Source organism: Microbacterium sp. SS28 (assembly GCF_022761035.1).
Taxonomy (GTDB): domain Bacteria; phylum Actinomycetota; class Actinomycetes; order Actinomycetales; family Microbacteriaceae; genus Microbacterium.
The window spans coordinates 46,127-66,677 of the sequence record NZ_JAKWJP010000007.1 but is presented as its reverse complement, the minus strand read 5'-3'; the positions used below and the strand labels follow the sequence as shown (position 1 = coordinate 66,677).

Sequence of the window (20,551 nt, the reverse complement as noted above, 5' to 3'; positions counted from 1 at the left end):
ACGCCGCGGGCGTCCGCGTCCGCGGCGTGCGAATCTAGACGCATGAAGAAGTGGGTCGTCCGGTTCGCGACGCTTTACGTGTTCAACCTCGCGGTGCTGCTGCTGATCGATCTGCTCACGCCGGGCGTCCGCGTCGGGTGGGGCGTTCTGTGGGCGAGCGTCATCCTCACAGCCGCCGTCATCTGGCTCAAGCCGCTGATCAGCAAGTGGTTCGGCAGCATGACGGCCAAGTCGGCGCACCAGCGCACGAAGGCGGGCGAGACGCTCGTGCAGATCGGCCTCGTGTTCGTCGTCGAGCTCGTCGTCTGGATCATCGTCGTCGCGCTGTCGGGCGTCACGGTGCACAACTGGTTCTTCGGCTACCTCGTGCCGCCGATCTTCCTGCTCATCGCGTGGGCGATCTACGCCGCGATCGACACGCGCCTCGAGGCGCGCGCCGACGCCCTCTACGACCAGGCGTCGACGAAGCTCGGGAAGCGACCGACGGATGCCGCCGCCCCTCCCGCCGCCGACACGCGCGCCGAGGTCCAGGACGGCCTCACGCCCGAGCAGCGCCGCATGCTCGACGAGCTCGGCAACGGCTGAGCCGCTCCCCGCCCGAGCGCCACTCCTCGTCGGAGATCCGCCCCGCCGCTGTAACAAAGTGACGCGGGATGCCGCACCGGCCGCCCGCCCGACCAAGATGAAGACGCGCCGACAGCACGGCGCCACCCCACCGGAGGCCCCCATGTCGCGTTCCCTGCGCCCCGCCCTCATCGCAGCATCCATCGCCGCCGCCCTCGTCCTCGCCGGCTGCGCGGGGACCGCCGGCTCGCCCGACACCGAGAGCACGGCCGACGACGCCGGCTGGGTGACCCCCGGCAAGGTCACGATCGCGACGGGCGAGCCCGCGTACTACCCGTGGGTCATCGACGACGCTCCCGAGAGCGGCGAGGGCTTCGAGGCCGCCGTCGCGTACGCGGTCGCCGAGCAGCTCGGCTTCGCCGAGGACGACGTCGTCTGGGTGCGCACGAGCTTCGAAGAGGCCATCGCACCGGGCCCCAAGGACTTCGACTTCAACCTGCAGCAGTTCTCGATCAGCGACGAGCGCAAGCAGTCGGTCGACTTCAGCTCGCCGTACTACGAGACGACGCAGGTCGTCATCACCACCGGCTCCTCCCCCGCCGCCGACGCGAGCTCGATCGCCGACCTCAAGGACCTCCTGATCGGCGCGCAGACCGGCACGACGAGCTTCACGACGATCGAAGAGGTCATCCAGCCGACGCAGGGCGCGCAGGCGTTCAACACGAACGACGACGCCAAGCTCGCGCTCGAGAACGGTCAGGTCGACGCGATCGTCGTCGATCTGCCTACCGGCTTCTACATCGCGGGCGCCGAGCTCAGCGACGGCGTCATCGTGGGCCAGCTGCCGAACCCCGAGGGGGCATCGGGCGACCAGTTCGGCCTTCTGCTCGCGAAGGGATCGCCGCTCACGGCGAAGGTCACGGCGGCCGTCGACGCCCTACGCGCGGACGGCACGCTCGACGAGATCACGACCGAATGGCTCGGCGGCGACGACACCGCCCCGCTCCTGAAGTGAGGCCGGGGCGGCGACCGGATCGCACGCCCACCCGCTCGACTAGCCTGGCCCGATGACCCTGGCACCGGCATCCGATCCGCCTGTTCGACAGGTCAGCGCGGTCGAACTCGAGCGTCGCGCCTTCCGCAAGCGGCAGGGAACGAAGTCGGTCGTCATCTCGATCATCTCGACGCTCGTGCTCGCCGCGATCGTCTGGGTGACGCTGATCAACACGCCCGGCTGGTCGCGCGTCACCGAGATGTTCTTCGACTGGGACGTCGCGGTAGCGGCGTTCCCGCGCATCTGGAAGGGGTTCCTGCTCAACCTCCAGGTGCTCGCGATCTCGGCGGTGCTCGTGCTCGTCTTCGGGTTGCTCATCGCGACGATCCGCACCCTGCGCGGTCCCGTGTGGCTGCCGCTGCGCGCGCTCGCGGCGGGCTACACGGATCTCTTCCGCGGGATGCCTCTCATCATCGTCCTGTACATCGTGGGCTTCGGCATCCCGGGTCTCGAACTGATCCCCGTGCGCCTGCCGTACGCCTTCTGGGGCACCGTCGCACTCACGCTCACCTATTCGGCCTACGTGTCCGAGGTCTTCCGCGCGGGCATCGAGGCGGTGCACCCGTCGCAGCGCCAGGCGGCGCGGTCGCTCGGACTGAGCCATGCCAAGACGATGCGGCTCGTCGTCGTGCCGCAGGCGTTCCGCAAGGTCACCCCGGCGCTCATGAACGACTTCGTCGCGCTGCAGAAGGACGTCGGCCTCATCTCGGTGCTCGGTGCGGTGGATGCCGTCCGCGCCGCCCAGATCGAGACGGCGAAGTACTTCGACTTCACGCCGTACGTCGTGGCGGGACTGCTGTTCGTTCTGCTCGCGATCCCGACGATCCGCCTGACCGACTGGTACACGGCCCGCGTGCGCGCCCGCGAGCAGGTCGGCGGCATCGTATGAGCGCCGTGCTGCGCCTCGAGGATGTCTGGAAGTCCTTCGACGATCATGAGGTGCTGCGCGGCATCGACCTCGAGGTCGGTGCGGGCGAGGTCGTCGCGCTCATCGGCGCGAGCGGATCCGGCAAGTCGACGCTGCTGCGCACCGTCAACCTGCTCGAGCCCATCGACGACGGGCGCATCTGGCTGGGCGGCGACGACATCAGCGATCCGCGCGTCGACGCCGACACGGTTCGCGCCCGCATCGGCGTCGTGTTCCAGCAGTACAACCTCTTCCCGCACCTCACAGTGCAGGGCAACATCACGCTCGCGCTGCGGCACGTCCACCGGCGCTCGAAGAGGGAGGCGGATGCCGCGGCCCTCGCGCTGCTCGAACGCGTCGGCCTCGCCGACAAGGCCTCGTCGCACCCCGACCGGCTCTCGGGCGGGCAGCAGCAGCGCGTCGCGATCGCGCGCGCGATCGCGACCTCGCCCGACCTGCTGCTCCTGGACGAGATCACGTCGGCGCTCGACCCCGAACTCGTGGGCGAAGTACTCGATCTCGTCCGCGCGCTCGCCGACGACGGCATGACGATCGTCATGGCGACGCATGAGATGGCCTTCGCGCGCGACGTCGCCGACCGCGTCGTCTTCCTCGACGCGGGCCGCATCCTCGAGCAGGGTCCGCCCGCCGAGGTGTTCGGCGCCCCGCGCCAGGAGCGCACACGCGCATTCCTCGCCCGCTTCACCGCCTGACCCGGCCGTCGAGCGGCGCCCCACCTGTCCTCGAGCGAGCGGCGCGAGGCGGCGCGCCGGCGCCCCGCGATCGCGGCGATTCCGCCCGACGTGCATCCAAGGCGGCGTTCCTCCCGGAAAGCACCCTTGAAGGGCGGTCACCGATCGCTCGACGACAAAGGAGGAAGACAGTGCGCAAGACAGCAGCCGCCGGCCTCGTGGTCGGCCTCATCGCCGCCCTCGGCTTCGCCGCTCCCGCATCCGCGGAGACGAGCGGTTCCGCGCAGCTCTCCGTGCTGCACGGCATCCCGGATACTCCGGTCGACGTGTACGTCAACGGCGAGCGCACGCTCGACGATTTCCGGCCCGGTGACCTCGCGGGTCCGCTCGAGCTTCCCGCGGGCGACTACGAGGTGGCGCTCACGGCTCCCGATGCAGCCGACGCGAGCTCGCCGGTCCTCGGGCCGGTGACGCTCACCCTCGCCGCGGGCGCGAACTACACGGCCGCCGCCTACCTGAGCGAGGCGGGCGCGCCGTCGCTCAAGCTGTTCCAGAACGACATCGCGACGACCGCCGCGGGTCAGGGCCGGCTCACGGTGCGCCACATCGCCGCGGCTCCGGCCGTCGACATCCTGGCGGGCGGCTCCCCCGTCATCGAAGGCCTGACGAACCCGAACGAGCAGACGCTCAACCTGCCCGTCGGCACGGTCGCGGCATCCGTCGCCCTCGCCGGCACCACGGAACCCGTCCTCGGGCCTGCGGATGTCCCGATCCAGGACGGCGTGCTGACCATCGTGTACGCGTGGGGCAGCGCCGAGGACGACAATCTCGCCCTCGCCGTGCAGTCCGTCACAGTGGGGCACTCCAACCCCGGCGGAGTGCCGTCGGGAACCGCCGGATACCTCGCCCAGCGTGACTCCGTCACGACCATGGTCGGGATCGGCGCGGTCGGGGCCGTCGTGATCGCGCTGGCCGCGATGGCAGGAATCGGCGCGCGGCGCCGGCAGGAGTCGCGCCGCTGATGCGCGGCGGCACGCCGCGAGGGCACCGACGGCAGCGGTCCGCAGTGGCTGCGCTCGTCGGAACCGTCCTCGCGGCGTGCCTCGCCGCGTGCGGACAGGCGGTCCCGACGGCGGTCCCGCCGTCGCCCGCGGCATCCACCTCGGCGCCCGCACCGCCCACCGCGGCTGTCGATGTGCCCGTCACCTCCGCCGAGGTGCCGCCGCCCGTCGCGACGATCGCGCCGTCGCGGCTCGTGATCGAAGCGCTCGGGGTCGACATGACCGTCACGCCCGTGGGCGTCGAGCCGACCGGGCAGATGGAACTGCCGGTCGACCCCGCGATCGCCGGATGGTACCGGTACGGGCCGGATGCGGCGGCGACGGGCGGACACGTCGTGCTCGCGGCGCATGTCGACGCGATCGACTATCCGATCGGCCCGCTCGCGCGCCTGCGGGACGTGCCGATCGGATCACCCGTCGTCGTCGAGGCCGCGGACGGCTCGACCAGGACCTACGCCGTGGACTCGCTCACGTACTACGAGAAGTCGGCCCTGCCGACCTCCGACCTGTTCGCGCGCACGGGTGCTCCCGCGCTCGTCATCATCACGTGCGGCGGCCCGTTCGACAGCTCGACGGGACACTACCGCGACAACGTGGTCGCCGTCGCGACCCCGCGGTAGCACGCGATCTGCCGGCGACTCCGGGGTCAGCCGGCGGCGCGCTCCGCGGCCTCGACGACGTTCGTCATGAGCAGCGCGACCGTCATCGGGCCGACGCCGCCGGGGTTCGGCGAGAGGAAGCCGGCGACCTCTGCGACATCCGGATGAACATCGCCGTAGACCTTGTGCTTGCCCGTCTCGGGGTCGCTCTCGCGCGTCACGCCGACGTCGAGGACGGCGGCCCCGGGCTTGACGTCCTCCGCGCGGACGATGTGCCTGACACCCGCCGCAGCGACGATGACGTCGGCCTCGCGCAGGTGCGCACCGAGGTCGGTCGTGCCCGTGTGGGTGAGCGTCACCGTCGCGTTGTACTCGCGGCGCGTGAGCAGCAGCCCGACCGAGCGGCCGATCGTGACGCCGCGGCCGACGACGACGACGTGCTTGCCGGCGAGATCGTAGCCGTTGCGCACGAGGAGCTCGATGACGCCGCGGGGCGTGCAGGGCAGCGGAGTCGTGATCGGCGCGTTGACGTTGAGCACGAGGCGCCCGAGGTTGGTCGGGTGCAGGCCGTCGGCGTCCTTCGCGGGGTCGATGCGCTCGAGGACGGCGTCCGTGTCGAGGTGCTTGGGCAGCGGCAGCTGCACGATGTACCCGTGGCAGGACGGGTCGGCGTTCAGCTCGTCGATGAGGGCCTCGACGTCTTCCTGGGTCGCGTCGGCCGGCAGTTCGCGCTGGATCGAGTTCATCCCGATCGCCTCGGACTCGCGGTGCTTCATGCCCACGTACAGCTGCGACGCGGGATCGGCGCCGACGAGCACCGTCGCGATGCCCGGTGTGATCCCGCGCGCCGCGAGGGCCTCGACGCGGACCTTGAGCTCCGCCTTGATCTCGGCCGCTGCCGCGCGGCCGTCGAGCTTCTGTGCCGTCATTTCTCGTCCTTGATCTCGCCGAGACAGGGGATCCTGCCGAGGCGGGGAGTCATGCTCACCCGCGTCGGCGAGATCCCCTGCTTCGATGCCACGGGATGCCGCAAACAGCGGTCAGTGCTGCAGGCCGGGGTACAGCGGGAAGGCGTCGGCCAGCGTCGCGACGCGGGCGCGCAGTGCGGGCAGGTCGGCGCCCGGCAGGAGCGCGAGCGCGATGACGTCGGCGACCTCGGCGAACTCGGCGTCCCCGAAGCCGCGCGTCGCGAGCGCGGGCGTGCCGATGCGCAGGCCCGAGGTCACGAGCGGCGGGCGCGGGTCGTTCGGCACGGCATTGCGGTTGACCGTGATGTGGATCTCGTGCAGCAGGTCTTCGGCCTGCTTGCCGTCGATCTCGGCGTTGCGCAGGTCGACGAGCACGAGGTGCACGTCGGTGCCGCCCGAGCGCACCGAGATGCCGGCGGCCTCGACGTCGGGCTGCGAGAGCCGCTCGGCGATGAGGTGCGCGCCGCGCAGGACGCGCTCCTGGCGCTCCTTGAACTCGGGGGTGCCGGCGAGCTTGAACGCCGTGGCCTTCGCCGCGATGACGTGCATGAGCGGGCCGCCCTGCTGCCCCGGGAAGACAGCCGTGTTGATCTTCTTCGCGAGGTCTTCGTCGTTGGTGAGGATGAAGCCCGAGCGGGGTCCGCCGATCGTCTTGTGCACGGTCGACGAGACGACGTGCGCGTGCGGGATGGGCGACGGGTGGACGCCCGCCGCGACGAGACCCGCGAAGTGGGCCATGTCGACCCACAGGAGCGCGCCGACCTCGTCGGCGATCGCACGGAAGCGGGCGAAGTCGAGCTGGCGGGGGTACGCCGACCAGCCCGCGATGATGACCTTCGGCTTGTGCTCGACGGCGAGGCGGTGCACCTCGTCCATGTCGATGATCGAGGTCTCGGGGTCGACGCCGTACGCGACGATGTTGTAGAGGCGGCCCGAGAAGTTGATCTTCATGCCGTGCGTGAGGTGGCCGCCCTGGTCGAGCGAGAGGCCCAGCAGCGTGTCGCCGGGGCGCGCGATGGCGTGCAGCACGGCGGCGTTCGCGGTCGCGCCCGAGTGCGGCTGGACATTGGCGAACTTCGCGCCGAACAGCTCCTTGGCGCGCGCGATCGCGAGCTCTTCCGCGACGTCGACCTCTTCGCAGCCGCCGTAGTAGCGACGGCCCGGGTAGCCCTCGGCGTACTTGTTCGTCAGGACCGAGCCCTGCGACTGCAGCACGGAGACGGGCACGAAGTTCTCGGACGCGATCATCTCGAGGTATCCGCGCTGGCGGTCGAGCTCTCGGTCGAGCACCTGCGCGATCTCGGGGTCGATCTCGGCGAGCGGGGCGTTGAAATAACGATCGGTCATGACGATCTCCTTGACGACGGCTGTTCGGGGTGCGGCGCGCGAGGGTGCCGGGAATCGCTCCGGCCCAGGCGTGCGGTCGGATGCCGTTGTCGGTCGCTCCCCGGTGGTTGCCCACCTCAACGCCAGTCGCGACGGTTCGAGCATAACGGATGACGCTCCCCCGCCCGCGCGCACTGATAGGCTTGTCACGCCTTTTGTTAGGGATCCTTACACTTGCAGTCGACGACGACACCGCCGTCGCGGGCTGCCACGCCGCGGATCCATCGCCGCCCAGGTATCGCGCAGGGCCGGCGAGAAGAATGGAGACACCATGTCGCCCCTCGCCGTCGTCCCGGTCCCCCGTTCGCTCCAGCCTTCGCCGTCGGGCCCGTTCCCGCTCGCTTCGGCTGTCGTCTCGGGAGATCCGGATTCCGCCGCCACGCTCCGCGCGCTCGTCGAGGCCCGGACGGGCCTGGCCCTCGAGTCGGCGGGCGACGCGGCATCCGGCGGCCCCTCGATCGACCTGCGGATCGACGCGTCGGCTGATGCTGAGGGCGGCACCGCCGAGTCGTACCGCCTCACGGTCGAGGCGGCATCCGTCGTCGTGACCGGCGCCGACGCCGCGGGCCTCTTCTACGGCGTCCAGACCCTCGTGCAGCTCATCGCCCGCGACGGCGACGCATGGAGCCTGCCGGCCGTCCGGATCGACGATGCCCCGCGCTTCGCGTACCGCGGAGTCATGCTCGACGTCGCGCGCCACTTCCAGCCGGTCGGGACGGTGAAGGCCTACATCGACCGCGCCGCGGGGCTCAAGTTCAACGCGCTGCACCTGCACCTCACCGACGATCAGGGGTGGCGGCTCGAGCTGCGCTCGCGGCCGAAGCTCACCGAGTTCGCCTCGGGCACGTCGGTCGGCGGCGACCCGGGCGGCTTCTACACGGCCGAGCAGTACCGCGAGATCGTCGCGTATGCGGCATCCCGCCACATGATCGTCGTTCCCGAGATCGACATGCCCGGTCACACGCACGCGGTGGGGCTGGCCTATCCCGAGCTCGCCGAGGCGCCCGTGCTGTCGACGCACATCACCGACGTCGTCGAGGCCTTCGGCGGCGGGATGCCGACGGCGGGCGAGCCGTACGAGGGGATGGCCGTCGGCTTCTCGTCGCTGCGGATCCACGACGAGGCGACGTACGACTTCGTCGCCGACGTCTTCGGCGAGCTCGCGGCACTGACGCCGGGACCGTATCTGCACCTCGGCGGCGACGAGGCCCTCGGCACGGCGCCGGAGGACTTCGCGCTGTTCGTGGAGCGCGCGTCGACCATCATCGCTGACCTCGGCAAGACGCCCGTCGCGTGGCACGAGGCGGGCGCCGCGGCGGGTCTGCACCCCGACACGATCGGCCAGTACTGGGGTTTCACGACGCCGACCGACGGCATGGACGAGAAGACCCGCGCTTTCGTGCGGCGCGGCGCGCAGGTGATCCTCTCGCCCGCCGACGCGATCTACCTCGACATGAAGTACGCCCCCGACGCGCGGCTCGGCCTGACGTGGGCGAACGGCCCCACGAGCGTCGAACGGGCCTACGCGTGGGAGCCCGCCGACATCGTCCCGGGCGTCGGCGAGGCCGACATCCTCGGCGTCGAGGCGCCTATGTGGACCGAGACGGTCCGTGATCTGAGCGACATCGACGAGCTCGCCTTCCCCCGCATCGCGGCGGCGGCCGAAGCGGCATGGTCACCCCCGGCCGCCGACAGCGACCTGCGCACGTGGGAGTCGTTCCGCACGCGTGTCGGCGGGCTGGGCCCACTCTGGACCCGTCTGGGCATCGGCTTCCAGGCGTCCTCCGAGATCCCCTGGGCCAGCGAATGAGCACCGTCGTCCACTCGGTCCGGCTCGTCGACGGCGACCGCATCGTCGAGGACGCCTGGGTGCGCTTCGCGGACGGACGCGTCGTCGAGACCGGCACGGGCGCGGACTGGCAGCACGGAGCGGATGCCGCGGCCTCCGTCGACGCGACGGCGCTCGCCGGCCCCGGCGCGATCCTGACGCCAGGCTTCATCGACATCCACGGGCACGGCGGGGCGGGCGCCTCGTACGACGACGGACCCGACGCGATCCGCACCGCACGGGCCCTGCATCGCGCGCACGGCACGACGCGCGCCGTCGTCTCGCTCGTGACGGCGCCTCTCGAGACCCTCGAGCGGCGGGCTGCGATGGTCGCCGACCTCGTCGCCACCGACGCCGACATCCTCGGCTCGCACCTCGAAGGCCCCTTCCTCGACCTCGCACGCAAGGGCGCGCACGACCCGTCGCTGCTGAGGGCACCCGTTCTCACCGACGTCGAGCGCCTCCTCGCCGCGGGCCGCGGCACCGTGCGGCAGGTGACGCTCGCGCCCGAGCTGCCGGGAGGGATCGAGGCGATCCGCGCCGTCGTGGCGGCGGGCGCCGCGGCGGCCGTCGGCCACACCTCCGCCGATGCCGCGCAGTCCCGCGCGGCGTTCGACGCCGGCGCGACGATCCTGACGCACGCCTTCAACGCGATGGCCCCGTTGAACCACCGCGATCCGGGACCCGTCGGGGCTGCGGCATCCGACCACCGCGTGACCCTCGAGATCATCGCCGACGGCGTGCACCTCGATCCCGAGATCGTCCGCATCGCGTTCGCGGCCGCGCCCGGCCGGGTCGCGCTCGTGACGGACGCGATGGCGGCGGCAGGCGCCGCTGACGGCCACTACGAGCTCGGATCCCTCGCGGTGGACGTCACAGGCGGCGTCGCGCGGCTCGCGGAGGGCGGCGCGATCGCAGGGTCGACACTGACGCAGGATGCCGCACTCCGCCTCGCCGTGCAGGCGGGCGTGCCGCTCGCGGACGCCGTCGCGGCGCTCAGCACCGTGCCCGCGCGCGCGATCGGGCGCGGGGCGGACCTCGGCGGTCTCGCAGCCGGGACGCTCGCGGATGCCGTGCTGCTCTCGTCCGAGCTCGATGTCCGCGCCGTGTGGTTCAGCGGCGAGCGCGTCTGATCGCTGTCCGCCGCGCCGGAAGGCGGCGTCGGCTGGGGGCGGATGCGCCGCGCTGCGCGGGCAGATGGAATGCGGCCGTTGCATCCCCAAGATGCAACGGCCGCAGATTCCCGGGAGAGTTGCGGGGCGGAGAAGCCTCCCCCCGGTGTCTCTCCTCCCGCGGACGACTCGAGGCGTTCCGGTCCTCGTGTCGTCGTGCCCGCGGGTATCTCCCGGGAAGGGAGCGGGCAATGTCTCCTGCATATGAGACGCGCGTATTGCGGATCTATTACGCGGGTTCTGGACTTTTTTCTGAACGAATCCGCCGGACGTGGCACGAATCGCGAAAACCGCAGACAATGGGAGGAATTGGGGGATGGTCGGCGCCGACTTGGGGCGTGCTGACGCCCCCGGAAAGATCCACTGCATCGTGACGACCATTGACGATTCCGGCCCCACCGCCCTCGACGAGGAGGACGTTCCCGACCGGGCCGACGCCGACCTCGTGTTGCTGACGCGCTCCGGCGACAAGGCAGCCTTCGGCGAGCTGTGGTACCGGCATTACCGCTCGGGGATCGCCGTCGCGCGCGCCATCAGCTCGAGCATCGACCCCGACGACCTCGTGCAGGAGGCGTACGCGCGCATCTACCAGTCGATCCTCCGCGGAGGCGGCCCGACGGGTTCGTTCCGCGCCTACCTCTTCACGAGCATCCGCAACACCGCCGCAGCGTGGGGGCGGTCCTCGCACGAGCAGACGGTCGACCTGCTCGACACGATCGAGGACCCCGCGACGAGCGACGAGGCGACCGAGGCGGCGCTCGACCGCAGCCTGACGCATCGCGCGTTCCGGAGCCTCCCCACGCGCTGGCAGGAGGTGCTCTGGTACACCGAGATCGAGCAGATGAAGCCTGCCGAGATCGCGCCGCTGCTCGGCATCCGGGCGACGGCCGTCGCGCAGCTCGCCTTCCGCGCGCGCGAAGGGCTGCGCGAAGCGTGGATCCAGGCGCACCTGCAGTCGGTCCTCGACGGGTCCGACTGCCAGTGGGCGATCGAGCACCTGGGCGCCCACGCCCGCGAGACGCTCGCGCGCCGCGACCTGCGCAAGGTCGAGGAGCACCTCGCGGAGTGCCCGCGCTGCACGATCGTGGCCGCCGAGGCCAAAGCCGTGTCGAGTCGCCTCGCCCTCGTGCTGCTGCCGCTCACGCTCGGCGCCGTCGGCGCCGCGGGATACCTCGCGACGCTCCAAGGCGGCGGGGCGCCCATCATCGCCCTCGCCGCGGGAGCCGGTGCGAACGCCGCGTCGGCGCTCGCGCCGCTCGCCGCACCCGCGATGGCGACGACGGGCGGATCGGGAGCGGGGCTCACGGGCGGGTCGTCCGCGACGAGCGGCGCGGCCGGGTCCGCCGCGAGCGGCTCGGCGGCGGCGGCGTCGTCCGCGGCCGCCGCAGGCGGCACGGCGAGCGCCGGCGCCGTGGCTACAGGAGTCGGAGCCGCGACTGCGGCGGGCGGCGGGATCTTCGGCGGCATCGGCACGATCATCGGCGTCGCCGCGGCGACCGTCGTCATCGTCGGATCGTCGGTGACGGCATCGCTCGCGACGCCCGCCTCCGCCCCGGAATCCGAGCTCTCGGTCGGCGCCGTCAGCATGGCCGAAGGCTCGGAGGATGCCGCAGGCGCGGGCGTGATCGACCCGCTCGCGACCCCGACGGGGGAGGGCACCGACGCCGCGGAGGCCGGCGGCTCGGGCGGGAGCGCCCTGCCGTCGGGAACGCCCGCGCTCGCGAGTGCCAGCGTCGCCGTCGACGGCACGCAGCCGATCTTCACGCTCGCCGTCTCGGGTGCGCCCAACGCCATGGTCGAAGTGCTGCTCAACGGCGCCGTGCAGTCCGCGGCCTTCCTCGACGGCGACGGCAGCGGCTCCGCCGCGATCCTGCCCAACTACGGCAACGTCACATCCGATGCCCGCGTGCAGCTGCGATACCGCGCCGGCGACGAGATCGGCACGGCTCTGAGCCTGCGACTCAGCGACCTCGCGGATCTCGCCCCGATCCTCGCCGCCATGAAGCCCACGCACCCGAGCACGCCCGCGACAGGCGGCACGGGCAACGGCGCTGCGAACACGGGGAACAACGGGAACGGCAACGCGGGGAATAACGGGAACGGCAACGCCGGGAACAACGGCAACGGCAACGGCAGTACCGGGAACAACGGCAACGGCAGCACGGGGAACAACGGCAACGGGACGACCGGGAACAGCGGCAACGGCGCCGCCAGCGGGAACGGTGCGGCAGGCGGCAGCGGCGCGACGCAGGGCAGCGCCCCCGGGGCCGGCGATGAGACCGCCTCGGGCGGCAAGGGGAACGCCAACGGCGCGGGGAACGGCGCCGCGAACGGAAACGCCAACGGAAACGGCAACGCGAACGGCAACGCGAACGGCAACGTCAAGCCCTGAGCGCTCCCCCGGCCCGGGCTGCAGGTCAGGCCGCGCCTAGACTGGAACCCATGTCGGAGATGCCCCACGTCCGCCCCGTGCCGCCCGCCGAACCCGAGCCAGGCACGCGCGCGCCGCTCTCGGCCATCGACATCCTCGCCTTCGTGTGCGGGCTGTTCGCCTTCGGATCGCTCGCGCTGTGGGGCTTCGCGATGTGGCAGTTCCCGTGGAACATCGTGGTCAGCATCGCCGCGCCCGTCCTCGCGATCCTCGTGTGGGCGCTCTTCGTCTCGCCACGGGCCGTCTTCGCGGTGCACCCGTTCGTCCGGGCCCTCGTCGAGCTGCTCGTGTACGCGACGGCGACGATGGCGTGGTGGAGCATGGGCCAGCCGTGGATCGGCCTGGGCTTCGCGATCGTCGCTGTGACGGTCGGCGTCATCGCGGGCCGGCGCCGGTTCGCGTGACGACCGCCCCCGACGTCGCAGCACGTCTGCAGGCAGCGCTCGGCGAGCGGGTCGACACGTCCGATGCGGCGCGGCACGCGGCGCGGGCCGACAAGTCGGGGCACGCGGCATCCGGTCTCCCGATCGCCGTCGTCCACGCCCGCTCCGTCGAAGACGTGCAGGCGACCCTGCGGATCGCGACCGAGACCCGCACGCCCGTCGTGACGCGCGGTGCCGGCACGGGACTCGCGGGCGGCGCCAACGCGGGCGCGGGTGAGATCGCGCTCTCGGTGCGCGGCATGGACCGGATCCTCGAGGTGCGCCCCGACGACCTGCTCGCCGTCGTCGAGCCGGGAATCCTCAACGCCGACCTCAACGCCGCCCTCGCGGAGCACGGCCTCTGGTGGGCGCCCGATCCCGCGAGCCGCGCCATCTCGACGGTGGGCGGCAACATCGCGACCGGCGCCGGCGGCCTCCTGTGCGCGAAGTACGGCGTCGTGCGCGATGCCGTCCTCGGCGTCGACCTCGTGCTCGCCGACGGACGGCTCCTCCAGCTCGGCCACCGCACGGTCAAGGGCGTCACGGGCCTCGACCTCACATCGCTCGTCATCGGCTCCGAAGGCACTCTCGGCGTCGTCGTCGGCGCGACCCTCAAGCTCCGGCGCGTCGTGCCTGGCGTCGTGTGCACGGTCGCCGCGACGTTCCCCGATGTGCGGGCTGCCGCCGCGGCATCCGCCGCCGTCACCGCGTCGGGAGTGCAGCCCTCCATCATGGAGCTCATGGATGCCGCGTCCCTGCGCGCCGTCCACGATCTGCTCTCGCTCGATGCGCCGTCGCCCGGCGCCGCGCAGCTCACGATCCAGACCGACGGCCCCGCCGCCGACGTCGAAGCCGACGCCATCGCGGCGACGCTGCGCGCGGTGGGCGGCACGGTCGCCGTCACGCACGACCGTGCCGAGGGCGAGCGACTGCTCGCGATCCGCCGTTCGATGCATCCCGCGATGGAGCGCCTCGGCACGACGCTCATCGAGGACGTCTCGGTGCCCCGCAGCGCACTGCCCGCGATGTTCGACGAGATCGCCCGCGTCGAGCGCGAGCACGGCATCGTGATCCCGACCGTCGCGCACGCGGGCGACGGCAACCTGCACCCCAACTTCATCTTCGAGGGCGAGGTCGGCGAGGACGGCACGGTCGAGGTGCCTCCGGCGATCTGGGATGCCGCAGACGACCTGTTCCGCTCGGCCCTGCGCCTCGGCGGCACGCTGACGGGCGAGCACGGCATCGGCATCCTCAAGCGCCGCTGGCTCGCCGACGAGCTCGGCGACGATCAGTGGGAGCTGCAGCGCCGGATCACACAGGTCTTCGACCCGCTCGGCATCCTGAACCCCGGCAAGGTCTTCTCGGCCTGACCCGCCGCTGAGGGCTGCCGCGTCAGGCTTCGGGCGGGTAGACCTGCACGGGCTCGGCCGCGCGCGGCACCCGGCGCTGGGCATGGACGATGGACAGGATGCCGAGGATGACCGGCGCCGCGAAGTCCGTGAGCTGACCGAGTCCGAAGAAGATCCACACGACGTCGTTCTCGTCGCGGCTGATCTCGGTGCCTGTCGCCACGACGAGGAGCTGCGCGATGATCTGGGGCGCGGCGACCGCGATGAGGCCCCACAGCGGCGCCCACCTGAGCTGTCCCGTGATGACGCCTGCTCGGGCGATCTGGACGACGATGACGATCGCCGCGGCGAGCTGCACGGCGATGGAGATCCAGCCCCACGCGATGAAAAACTGCGTCGTGTCAGAGGTCACCTGAAGGAAGAGCGTCATGATCCGCTCGATGAGCGGCCACGCGGCGAGGCCCACCATCGCGCCCAGACCGAGCGGCTTGCGGGCGACGATGCTGCCTCCCCGCCCCAGACCGAACGCGTAGACGACGAGCGCGCAGGAGAACGCGACCACCGCGCCCCAGAAGACGACAGTGCGCAGCACGGGAGCCATCGACATCATCTGCGGTGCTACGAAGGCGAGCACGGCGCTCGCGATGAGGAGGACACCGCCCACCGTGAGCGTGCGACCCAGTTCGTCATCGCGTGAGGCAGCGGCCGCGGCATCCGTCATGCCTGCATCGTACTGATGCGCACGCGCGGGAAGCGCCCGGGCTGAACCGTGCCAAGGGGCGCGACGCTGGGCTCCCCCGACCCGGTCGAGTCCGGGCGCTTGCCGCCCGTCGACTCCTCGCGCCTAGAGGCCCTGCCAGGCCGGCTTGTTGTCGTACGTGTAGTGGTAGTAGTCGGCGAACTGCAGACGGGATGCCGCTGCCTCGTCGACGACGACCGTGACGTGCGGGTGCAGCTGGATCGCCGACCCCGGCAGCGACGCCGTGACGGGGCCCTCGACGGCGCCCGCGACGGCCTCGGCCTTGCCCTCGCCGAACGCGAGCAGCACGAGGTGGCGCGCCCGCAGGATGGTGCCGAGGCCCTGCGTGATGCAGTGCATCGGCACATCCTCGACCGAGTCGAAGAAGCGTGCATTGTCCTCGAGCGTCTGCTGCGTGAGCGTCTTGACGCGCGTGACCGAGGCGAACGACGAGCCCGGCTCGTTGAAGCCGATGTGGCCGTCCGTCCCGATGCCGAGGATCTGCAGCGCGACCCCGCCGGCCGCGGCGATCGCGGACTCGTAGTCGGCGCCCGCGTGCTCGATGCCCTCGAGCGAGCCGTCCGGCGTGCGGATGAGCGCGGGATCGAGCCCGAGCGGCTCGACGACCTCGCGGTGGATGACCGAGCGGTAGGACTCGGGGTGCGCCGGGTCGATGCCGACGTACTCGTCGAGCGCGAAACCGCGCACGCGCGAGACGTCGACGCCGTCGAGGCGCTCGGGCAGGGCCTCGTAGACCGGAAGGGGCGTCGAGCCCGTCGCGAGGCCCAGCACGACCTCGGGGTTCGCGCGGATGAGCCGGGCGATCTCGTCGGCGACGAGGCCGCCCGCGGCCTGGGCGTCCGGAACGATGATGACTTCAGCCATGAGTGAGTGCCTCCTCGGTGTGGGGGTCGTTGGTCGCACCGATGAGCGCCGCGCCAAGCGCCGCGGCGGGCGACCCGGCGGGCAGCAGCTCGACCCTCTCCTCGAGACGCAGCGAGCGCATGAACGGCGATGCTGCGGCGCTCGCGGCGAGCTCGGCGGAGACATCCGCCATGAGCCGGTCGCCGAGGGCCGTGACCCCGCCGCCGAGCACGACGACGTCGACATCGGCGGTGAGGATGAGGATGCGGACGGCCGACGCGACACCGCGCGCGATGCCCGCGCGCAGTTCGCGGGCGGTCTCGTCTCCCGCGTCGGCGGCGTCGAAGACGTCCAGGACCGGGAAGCGGCCGGGGCGGCCCCAGCGCTGCGCGACGGCTCCGCCGCCCGCGAGCGCCTCGACGCAGCCGTGCTGTCCGCAGCGGCACAGGGGCCCCGCGGGATCGATCGAGATGTGCCCGACCTCCCCCGCCGTGCCGCGCGCGCCCCGCGAGAGCTCGCCGTCGATGACGATGCCCGCCGCGACGCCGGTCCCGAGGTTGAGGTAGGCCATCGAGCCGTGCCGCAGACCGAGCCCGAGGGCATGGCCTCGCAGCGCGTACGCGCCCAGCGCCGCCGCCTTGACGTCGTTCTCGACCCGCACGGCGACGCCGAGCATCGGCGCCACCTCGGCGGCGAGGTCGAGGTCGTCGACCCCGAGGTTGACGGCGTGCGCGACGCGGCCCGTCTCTGCGTCGACCTGACCGGGGATCCCGATGCCGACCGAGTCGATCTGCGACAGGTCGGCTCCGGCATCCGTCGCCACCGCGTGGACCGCCGCGACGACCGTGCGGACGATCTGCTCGCCGCCCCACCCGGTCGTGAGGCGCACGCGCCCCGCGATGTCGCCCGCGTCGTCGACCACTACCGCGTCGGTCTTGGTCCCGCCGACGTCCAGCCCGACCCTCATCGCCCGACCTCCCGGCGGGAGGCGGCGGGTGTTCGCGCGCGCATCAGCCCTTGACCGCCCCAGCGACCAGGCCGCCGGTCATCCGACCCTGCACGATGAGGAAGAAGATGATGACGGGGAGCGCGATGAGCGTGGAGCCGGCCATGACGGCACCCCAGTTCACGGCGCCGCCGACCGACGACGACTGGAACGCGTTGAGCCATGGCATGAGCGTCAGGTTGTAGCCCTTGAGCAGCAGCAGCGCCATCGTGAACTCGTTCCACGACTGGATGAAGGCGAAGATGCCCGTCGCGATGAGGCCCGGCGCGAGCAGCGGGAAGGTGACCTTCCAGAACGCCTGCGACTTCGTGCAGCCGTCGATCATGGCGGCCTCTTCGAGGTCGGCCGGCACGCCCGCGACGAAGCCGCGGAGCGTCCAGATCGTGAACGGGATGACGCCGGCGAGGTACACGATCCCGAGCCCGAGCAGCGTGTTCAACAGGCGCCAGTCGTCGATCATGCCGTAGACGGTGAACATCATGGCTTCGGCGGGGATCATCTGCACGACGAGCACGGCCACGATGAACATGCGGCGTCCGCCGAAGCGGAACCGTGCGATCGCGACGGAGGCGAGGAAGGCGAACAGGAGGGTCGCGATGAGCACGCCGAAGGTCACGGTGAGGGTCGCGAGCAGCGCGTGCGGGAAGTCCGTCTGGCCGGGGGCCGCCTCGCGCGTCCACGCCGTGATGTAGTTCTGGATCGTGAACGGCAGCGGGACGAACGTGGGGTTGCGGCTCGTGATCTCGCTGTTGGGGGTGAACGACATGTTCACCATCCAGTACACCGGGAACGCCGAGCACACGAAGACGATGGCGGCCGCGATGTTCAGGAGCGTGCGCGTCGCGACGCGCTTGGCGGAGGGACGGCGTGCCGTGATCGAGCGCTTCTTGGGCGCCTTGGGCTCGCCGCCCTCGCCCAGGATCTCTTCGACACCGAGGGTGCCGAGCTGATTGGCCGCGTTGATCTGAGTGCTCACAGCTCCTCCTCCTTGAGCGTCGTGCGGACGTAGCCCCATGAGAGGGCGAGCAGCAGGATCACCATGACGACGCCGATGGCGGCCGTCGCGCCGAACTCACCGACGCCCTGACGGAACAGGTAGGTCCCGAGCACGTTGGTCTCGGCGGCGATGCCGCCGCGGCTCTGCAGCGCGTACACCTGCGTGAAGATGCGGAGGTTCCAGATGATCTGCAGGACCAGCACGACCGTGAGGACGCTGCGCAGGTACGGGAAGACGATCAGGCGGAAGCGCGACATCCCCGTCGCACCGTCGAGCGAAGAGGCCTCGAGGACCTCGCCGGGCACCTGACCGAGGGCCGCGTACGTCGTGAAGGCGACGAACGGAACCGACTGCCACACGATGATGATCGTCAGCACGAAGAAGAACGACCACGGGTTGAGCAGCCACGAGTGGTTGTTCCAGTCGTCCGTGCCGCTGATCGTGTTGAGGGTCCAGTTCACGAGCCCGTACTGCGTGTCGAAGATCCAGCCCCACACGACGGTCGCGGTCAGGGGCGGCATCGCCCACGCGAGCAGGAGCCCGACCGAGACGATGATGCGCCAGGCCCGTCCGAGCCTCGTCATGAGGACCGCGACGAGCACGCCGAGCGTCATGTTCAGGACCGTCAGGACGATCATGAGCGCGAGGCTGCGCATCAGGACCTGGGGGAAGTCGGACTCCGAGAAGAGGTCGACGTAGTTCTCGAACCAGACGAAGTTCGGCGTCGTCCCGAGGACCTTGTTCTTGACGGTGTAGTCGGTGAAGGACTGGATCACCATGAGGACGGCGGGATAGCCGACCATGACGCCCAGGATGATCATCGACGGGGCGAGGAGCGTCCAGGCATTGCGCGCTTCACGGCGCTTGCGCCGCTGGTCGCGGCGCTCGGCGCGCGCGAACGCTTCGTCGTGCTCGCCGTCTGCGGACGGTCGCGCGAGGGTGGCGGTGCTGCTCATCTCTCGCCTCCTCTCTTGTGGATTGCGTGACGTGAGGGGGAATGGATGCCGGGCAAGGACGCGCCGAAGGCAGCCGTTGCGCAGCGCGGGGATCGACAGGGCCCGACGACGGTCGGGGACTCCGGTCTCCGGGACGGGCGCAGGGGGCTCGCGCTTCCTGAGCCTGTCCGAGAGATCGGAGCGGGGCAAGGGGGTCCCGATGGGACCGGGACCCCCTCGACCTGCTACTTGTTGAGGATCGCTTCGATCTGAGCGTCGAGCTCCTCGGCGATCGTCTTGACGTCGCCGCCCTGGGCGATCTTGACGAGCGCGTCCGGGATGATCTGCGCCGCTTCGACCTCGGCCCAGTTCGGGCTCGTGGGCGTGAACTTCGAGTTGGCGAGGGCCGCGGCCTGCGCCTTGGCGATGTCGGTGTCGGGGAGCGACGACGACGCCGGGACGTAGCCCGGGGTCAGACCCTGCTCGGCGAGGAGCTTCTGGTAGTCCTCGGAGAGCATGATCTTGAGGGCTTCCTTGGCCTTGTCCTGCGCGTCCGACTTGGTCGCGACGGCGATGTTCGAGCCGCCCGCGAAGATCGGAGCGGTCTCGCCGGCCTTCATGCCCGGCAGCGCGAAGGCGCTCAGGTCGGCACCGAACGTGTCGGGGCATCCCTCGGAGACCTCTTCACCAGCGGCCTCGTCACCCCAGGGCCATGCGCCCGTGATGTTGCCCGCGGCCCATGCGGGGCTCGAGAGGAAGCCGACCTCGCCGTTGCAGAACGCGATGTTGCCCATGCGCTCGTTGCCGTCCGCCGGGGCGACCGACGCGTTGAGGTAGACGTCCTGGAGCATGTCGAGGCCCTTGAGGCTCTCGGGGCTCGAGAACTGAGCGTCCCACTCGTCGCCGTCCTGGACCGCGATCTCGCCGCCGTTGGCCCAGACGTAGGGAAGAGCGTTGTACCAGTCCTTGCCCGGGGCGTAGATGCCCGAGACCGTGTCGGTCTTCAGCGCGACGCCCTGGGCGACGTAGTCCTCGAGGGTCTCGGGGAGCGTGTCGCCGACGATCTGCGGCGTGTAGAAGACGATGCGGCCACCGGCGTAGTACGGCGCGGCGTAGAAGGTGCCGTCGAGCGTGCCCGCCTCGACGAGGCCGGGGAGCAGGTCGTCGCCGCCGAGCTCGTCCTGGATGTCGGAGATGTCGACGAACAGGCCCGCGTCGGCGAAGCCGAGCGCCTGCGTGTTGCCGACCTCGACGACGTCGGGCGAGTCGCTCGACGAGAGCGCGGCCGTGTACGTGTCGGAGACATCCGCCCACGTCTTCTCTTCGATGGTGAGCGTCCAGCCGTCGTTCTCGGCCTCGAACGTGTCCTTGAGGTAGTCGCGAGCGGTCTGCGGCGTGTCGGTGCCGACGACCCAGACGGTGAGGTCACCGGTCTCGGCCTCAGCAGCGGCATCGGTGCCACCGCCCGCGCAGCCTGCGAGAACGACAGCCGAAGCGCCGACGAGCGCGAAGGCTCCGAGCTTCTTGATCATGGTGTCTTCCTTCGTGTGTTTTCTCTTGGTGATTCGAAGGGGCCG

General features: G+C 71.2%; 19 protein-coding genes and 1 riboswitch. Of the genes, 11 read left to right on the top strand and 8 right to left on the bottom strand.

Annotation, left to right across the window (positions count from 1 at the left end; all coding sequences use genetic code 11):
- Nucleotides 1–42: 42 nt before the first annotated feature.
- The 6 genes from MJ607_RS18595 (at nt 43) to MJ607_RS18570 (ending at nt 4,898) form a co-directional block, all read left to right on the top strand.
- Nucleotides 43–585, top strand: a complete 543-nt coding sequence (locus tag MJ607_RS18595) for a hypothetical protein (protein WP_243077124.1) — start codon at nt 43–45, stop codon at nt 583–585.
- A gap of 142 nt (nt 586–727) precedes the next feature.
- Entirely contained in the window at nt 728–1,579 is an 852-nt protein-coding gene (locus tag MJ607_RS18590; protein ID WP_243077123.1) for an ABC transporter substrate-binding protein, read from the top strand.
- 52 nt (nt 1,580–1,631) lie between these two features.
- A complete protein-coding gene (locus MJ607_RS18585; protein WP_243077122.1) occupies nt 1,632–2,507 on the top strand; it encodes an amino acid ABC transporter permease in 876 nt (291 codons plus the stop codon).
- Nucleotides 2,504–3,238 (top strand): amino acid ABC transporter ATP-binding protein, encoded by a 735-nt coding sequence (locus MJ607_RS18580; protein WP_279234888.1) that lies wholly within the window; start codon nt 2,504–2,506, stop codon nt 3,236–3,238. Before MJ607_RS18585 ends, MJ607_RS18580 begins: the two co-directional genes overlap by 4 nt.
- Before the next feature lie 170 nt (nt 3,239–3,408).
- Nucleotides 3,409–4,239, top strand: coding sequence for a DUF4397 domain-containing protein (locus MJ607_RS18575; RefSeq protein WP_243077121.1), 831 nt, complete (start codon nt 3,409–3,411; stop codon nt 4,237–4,239).
- Between the two features lie 44 nt (nt 4,240–4,283).
- Nucleotides 4,284–4,898, top strand: a complete 615-nt coding sequence (locus MJ607_RS18570) for a class F sortase (protein ID WP_243077120.1) — start codon at nt 4,284–4,286, stop codon at nt 4,896–4,898.
- A 26-nt stretch (nt 4,899–4,924) separates the two neighbouring features.
- Here MJ607_RS18570 and MJ607_RS18565 read toward each other — a convergent pair whose 3' ends face one another.
- Complete coding sequence (locus tag MJ607_RS18565; protein WP_243077119.1) at nt 4,925–5,806, bottom strand: bifunctional methylenetetrahydrofolate dehydrogenase/methenyltetrahydrofolate cyclohydrolase; 882 nt, start codon at nt 5,804–5,806, stop codon at nt 4,925–4,927.
- A gap of 111 nt (nt 5,807–5,917) precedes the next feature.
- Complete coding sequence (gene glyA / locus MJ607_RS18560) at nt 5,918–7,192, bottom strand: serine hydroxymethyltransferase (protein WP_243077118.1); 1,275 nt, start codon at nt 7,190–7,192, stop codon at nt 5,918–5,920.
- Nucleotides 7,193–7,247: 55 nt separating this feature from the next.
- Nucleotides 7,248–7,332: riboswitch (ZMP/ZTP riboswitch) on the bottom strand.
- Nucleotides 7,333–7,502: 170 nt separating this feature from the next.
- Between glyA and MJ607_RS18555 the strand changes: the two genes are divergently transcribed.
- The 5 genes from MJ607_RS18555 (at nt 7,503) to MJ607_RS18535 (ending at nt 14,454) form a co-directional block, all read left to right on the top strand.
- Entirely contained in the window at nt 7,503–9,041 is a 1,539-nt protein-coding gene (locus MJ607_RS18555; RefSeq protein ID WP_243077117.1) for a beta-N-acetylhexosaminidase, read from the top strand.
- Complete coding sequence (gene nagA, locus MJ607_RS18550; RefSeq protein ID WP_243077116.1) at nt 9,038–10,192, top strand: N-acetylglucosamine-6-phosphate deacetylase; 1,155 nt, start codon at nt 9,038–9,040, stop codon at nt 10,190–10,192. Before MJ607_RS18555 ends, nagA begins: the two co-directional genes overlap by 4 nt.
- Before the next feature lie 409 nt (nt 10,193–10,601).
- Nucleotides 10,602–12,623 (top strand): sigma-70 family RNA polymerase sigma factor, encoded by a 2,022-nt coding sequence (locus MJ607_RS18545; RefSeq protein WP_243077115.1) that lies wholly within the window; start codon nt 10,602–10,604, stop codon nt 12,621–12,623.
- A gap of 50 nt (nt 12,624–12,673) precedes the next feature.
- Nucleotides 12,674–13,066, top strand: a complete 393-nt coding sequence (locus MJ607_RS18540; RefSeq protein WP_243077114.1) for a YrdB family protein — start codon at nt 12,674–12,676, stop codon at nt 13,064–13,066.
- The gene (locus MJ607_RS18535) at nt 13,063–14,454 is read left to right on the top strand and encodes an FAD-binding oxidoreductase (RefSeq protein ID WP_243077113.1); all 1,392 of its coding nucleotides are present in this window, start codon (nt 13,063–13,065) and stop codon (nt 14,452–14,454) included. The genes MJ607_RS18540 and MJ607_RS18535 overlap by 4 nt, the downstream gene beginning before the upstream one ends.
- A gap of 22 nt (nt 14,455–14,476) precedes the next feature.
- On the opposite strand, the gene MJ607_RS18530 is transcribed toward MJ607_RS18535, so the two are convergent.
- The 6 genes from MJ607_RS18530 to MJ607_RS18505 form a co-directional block, all read right to left on the bottom strand.
- Nucleotides 14,477–15,154, bottom strand: a complete 678-nt coding sequence (locus MJ607_RS18530) for a hypothetical protein (RefSeq protein ID WP_243077112.1) — start codon at nt 15,152–15,154, stop codon at nt 14,477–14,479.
- Nucleotides 15,155–15,277: 123 nt separating this feature from the next.
- Nucleotides 15,278–16,057: a glucosamine-6-phosphate deaminase gene (locus MJ607_RS18525; protein ID WP_243077111.1), complete on the bottom strand. Its 780-nt coding sequence runs from the start codon at nt 16,055–16,057 to the stop codon at nt 15,278–15,280.
- The gene (locus MJ607_RS18520) at nt 16,050–17,003 is read right to left on the bottom strand and encodes an ROK family protein (RefSeq protein ID WP_243077110.1); all 954 of its coding nucleotides are present in this window, start codon (nt 17,001–17,003) and stop codon (nt 16,050–16,052) included. Before MJ607_RS18520 ends, MJ607_RS18525 begins: the two co-directional genes overlap by 8 nt.
- 43 nt (nt 17,004–17,046) lie before the next feature.
- Nucleotides 17,047–17,919, bottom strand: coding sequence for a carbohydrate ABC transporter permease (locus tag MJ607_RS18515; RefSeq protein WP_374238080.1), 873 nt, complete (start codon nt 17,917–17,919; stop codon nt 17,047–17,049).
- A gap of 95 nt (nt 17,920–18,014) precedes the next feature.
- Entirely contained in the window at nt 18,015–18,995 is a 981-nt protein-coding gene (locus tag MJ607_RS18510; protein WP_243077108.1) for a carbohydrate ABC transporter permease, read from the bottom strand.
- Nucleotides 18,996–19,219: 224 nt separating this feature from the next.
- A complete protein-coding gene (locus tag MJ607_RS18505) occupies nt 19,220–20,506 on the bottom strand; it encodes an extracellular solute-binding protein (RefSeq protein WP_243077107.1) in 1,287 nt (428 codons plus the stop codon).
- Between the last annotated feature and the right edge of the window lie 45 nt (nt 20,507–20,551).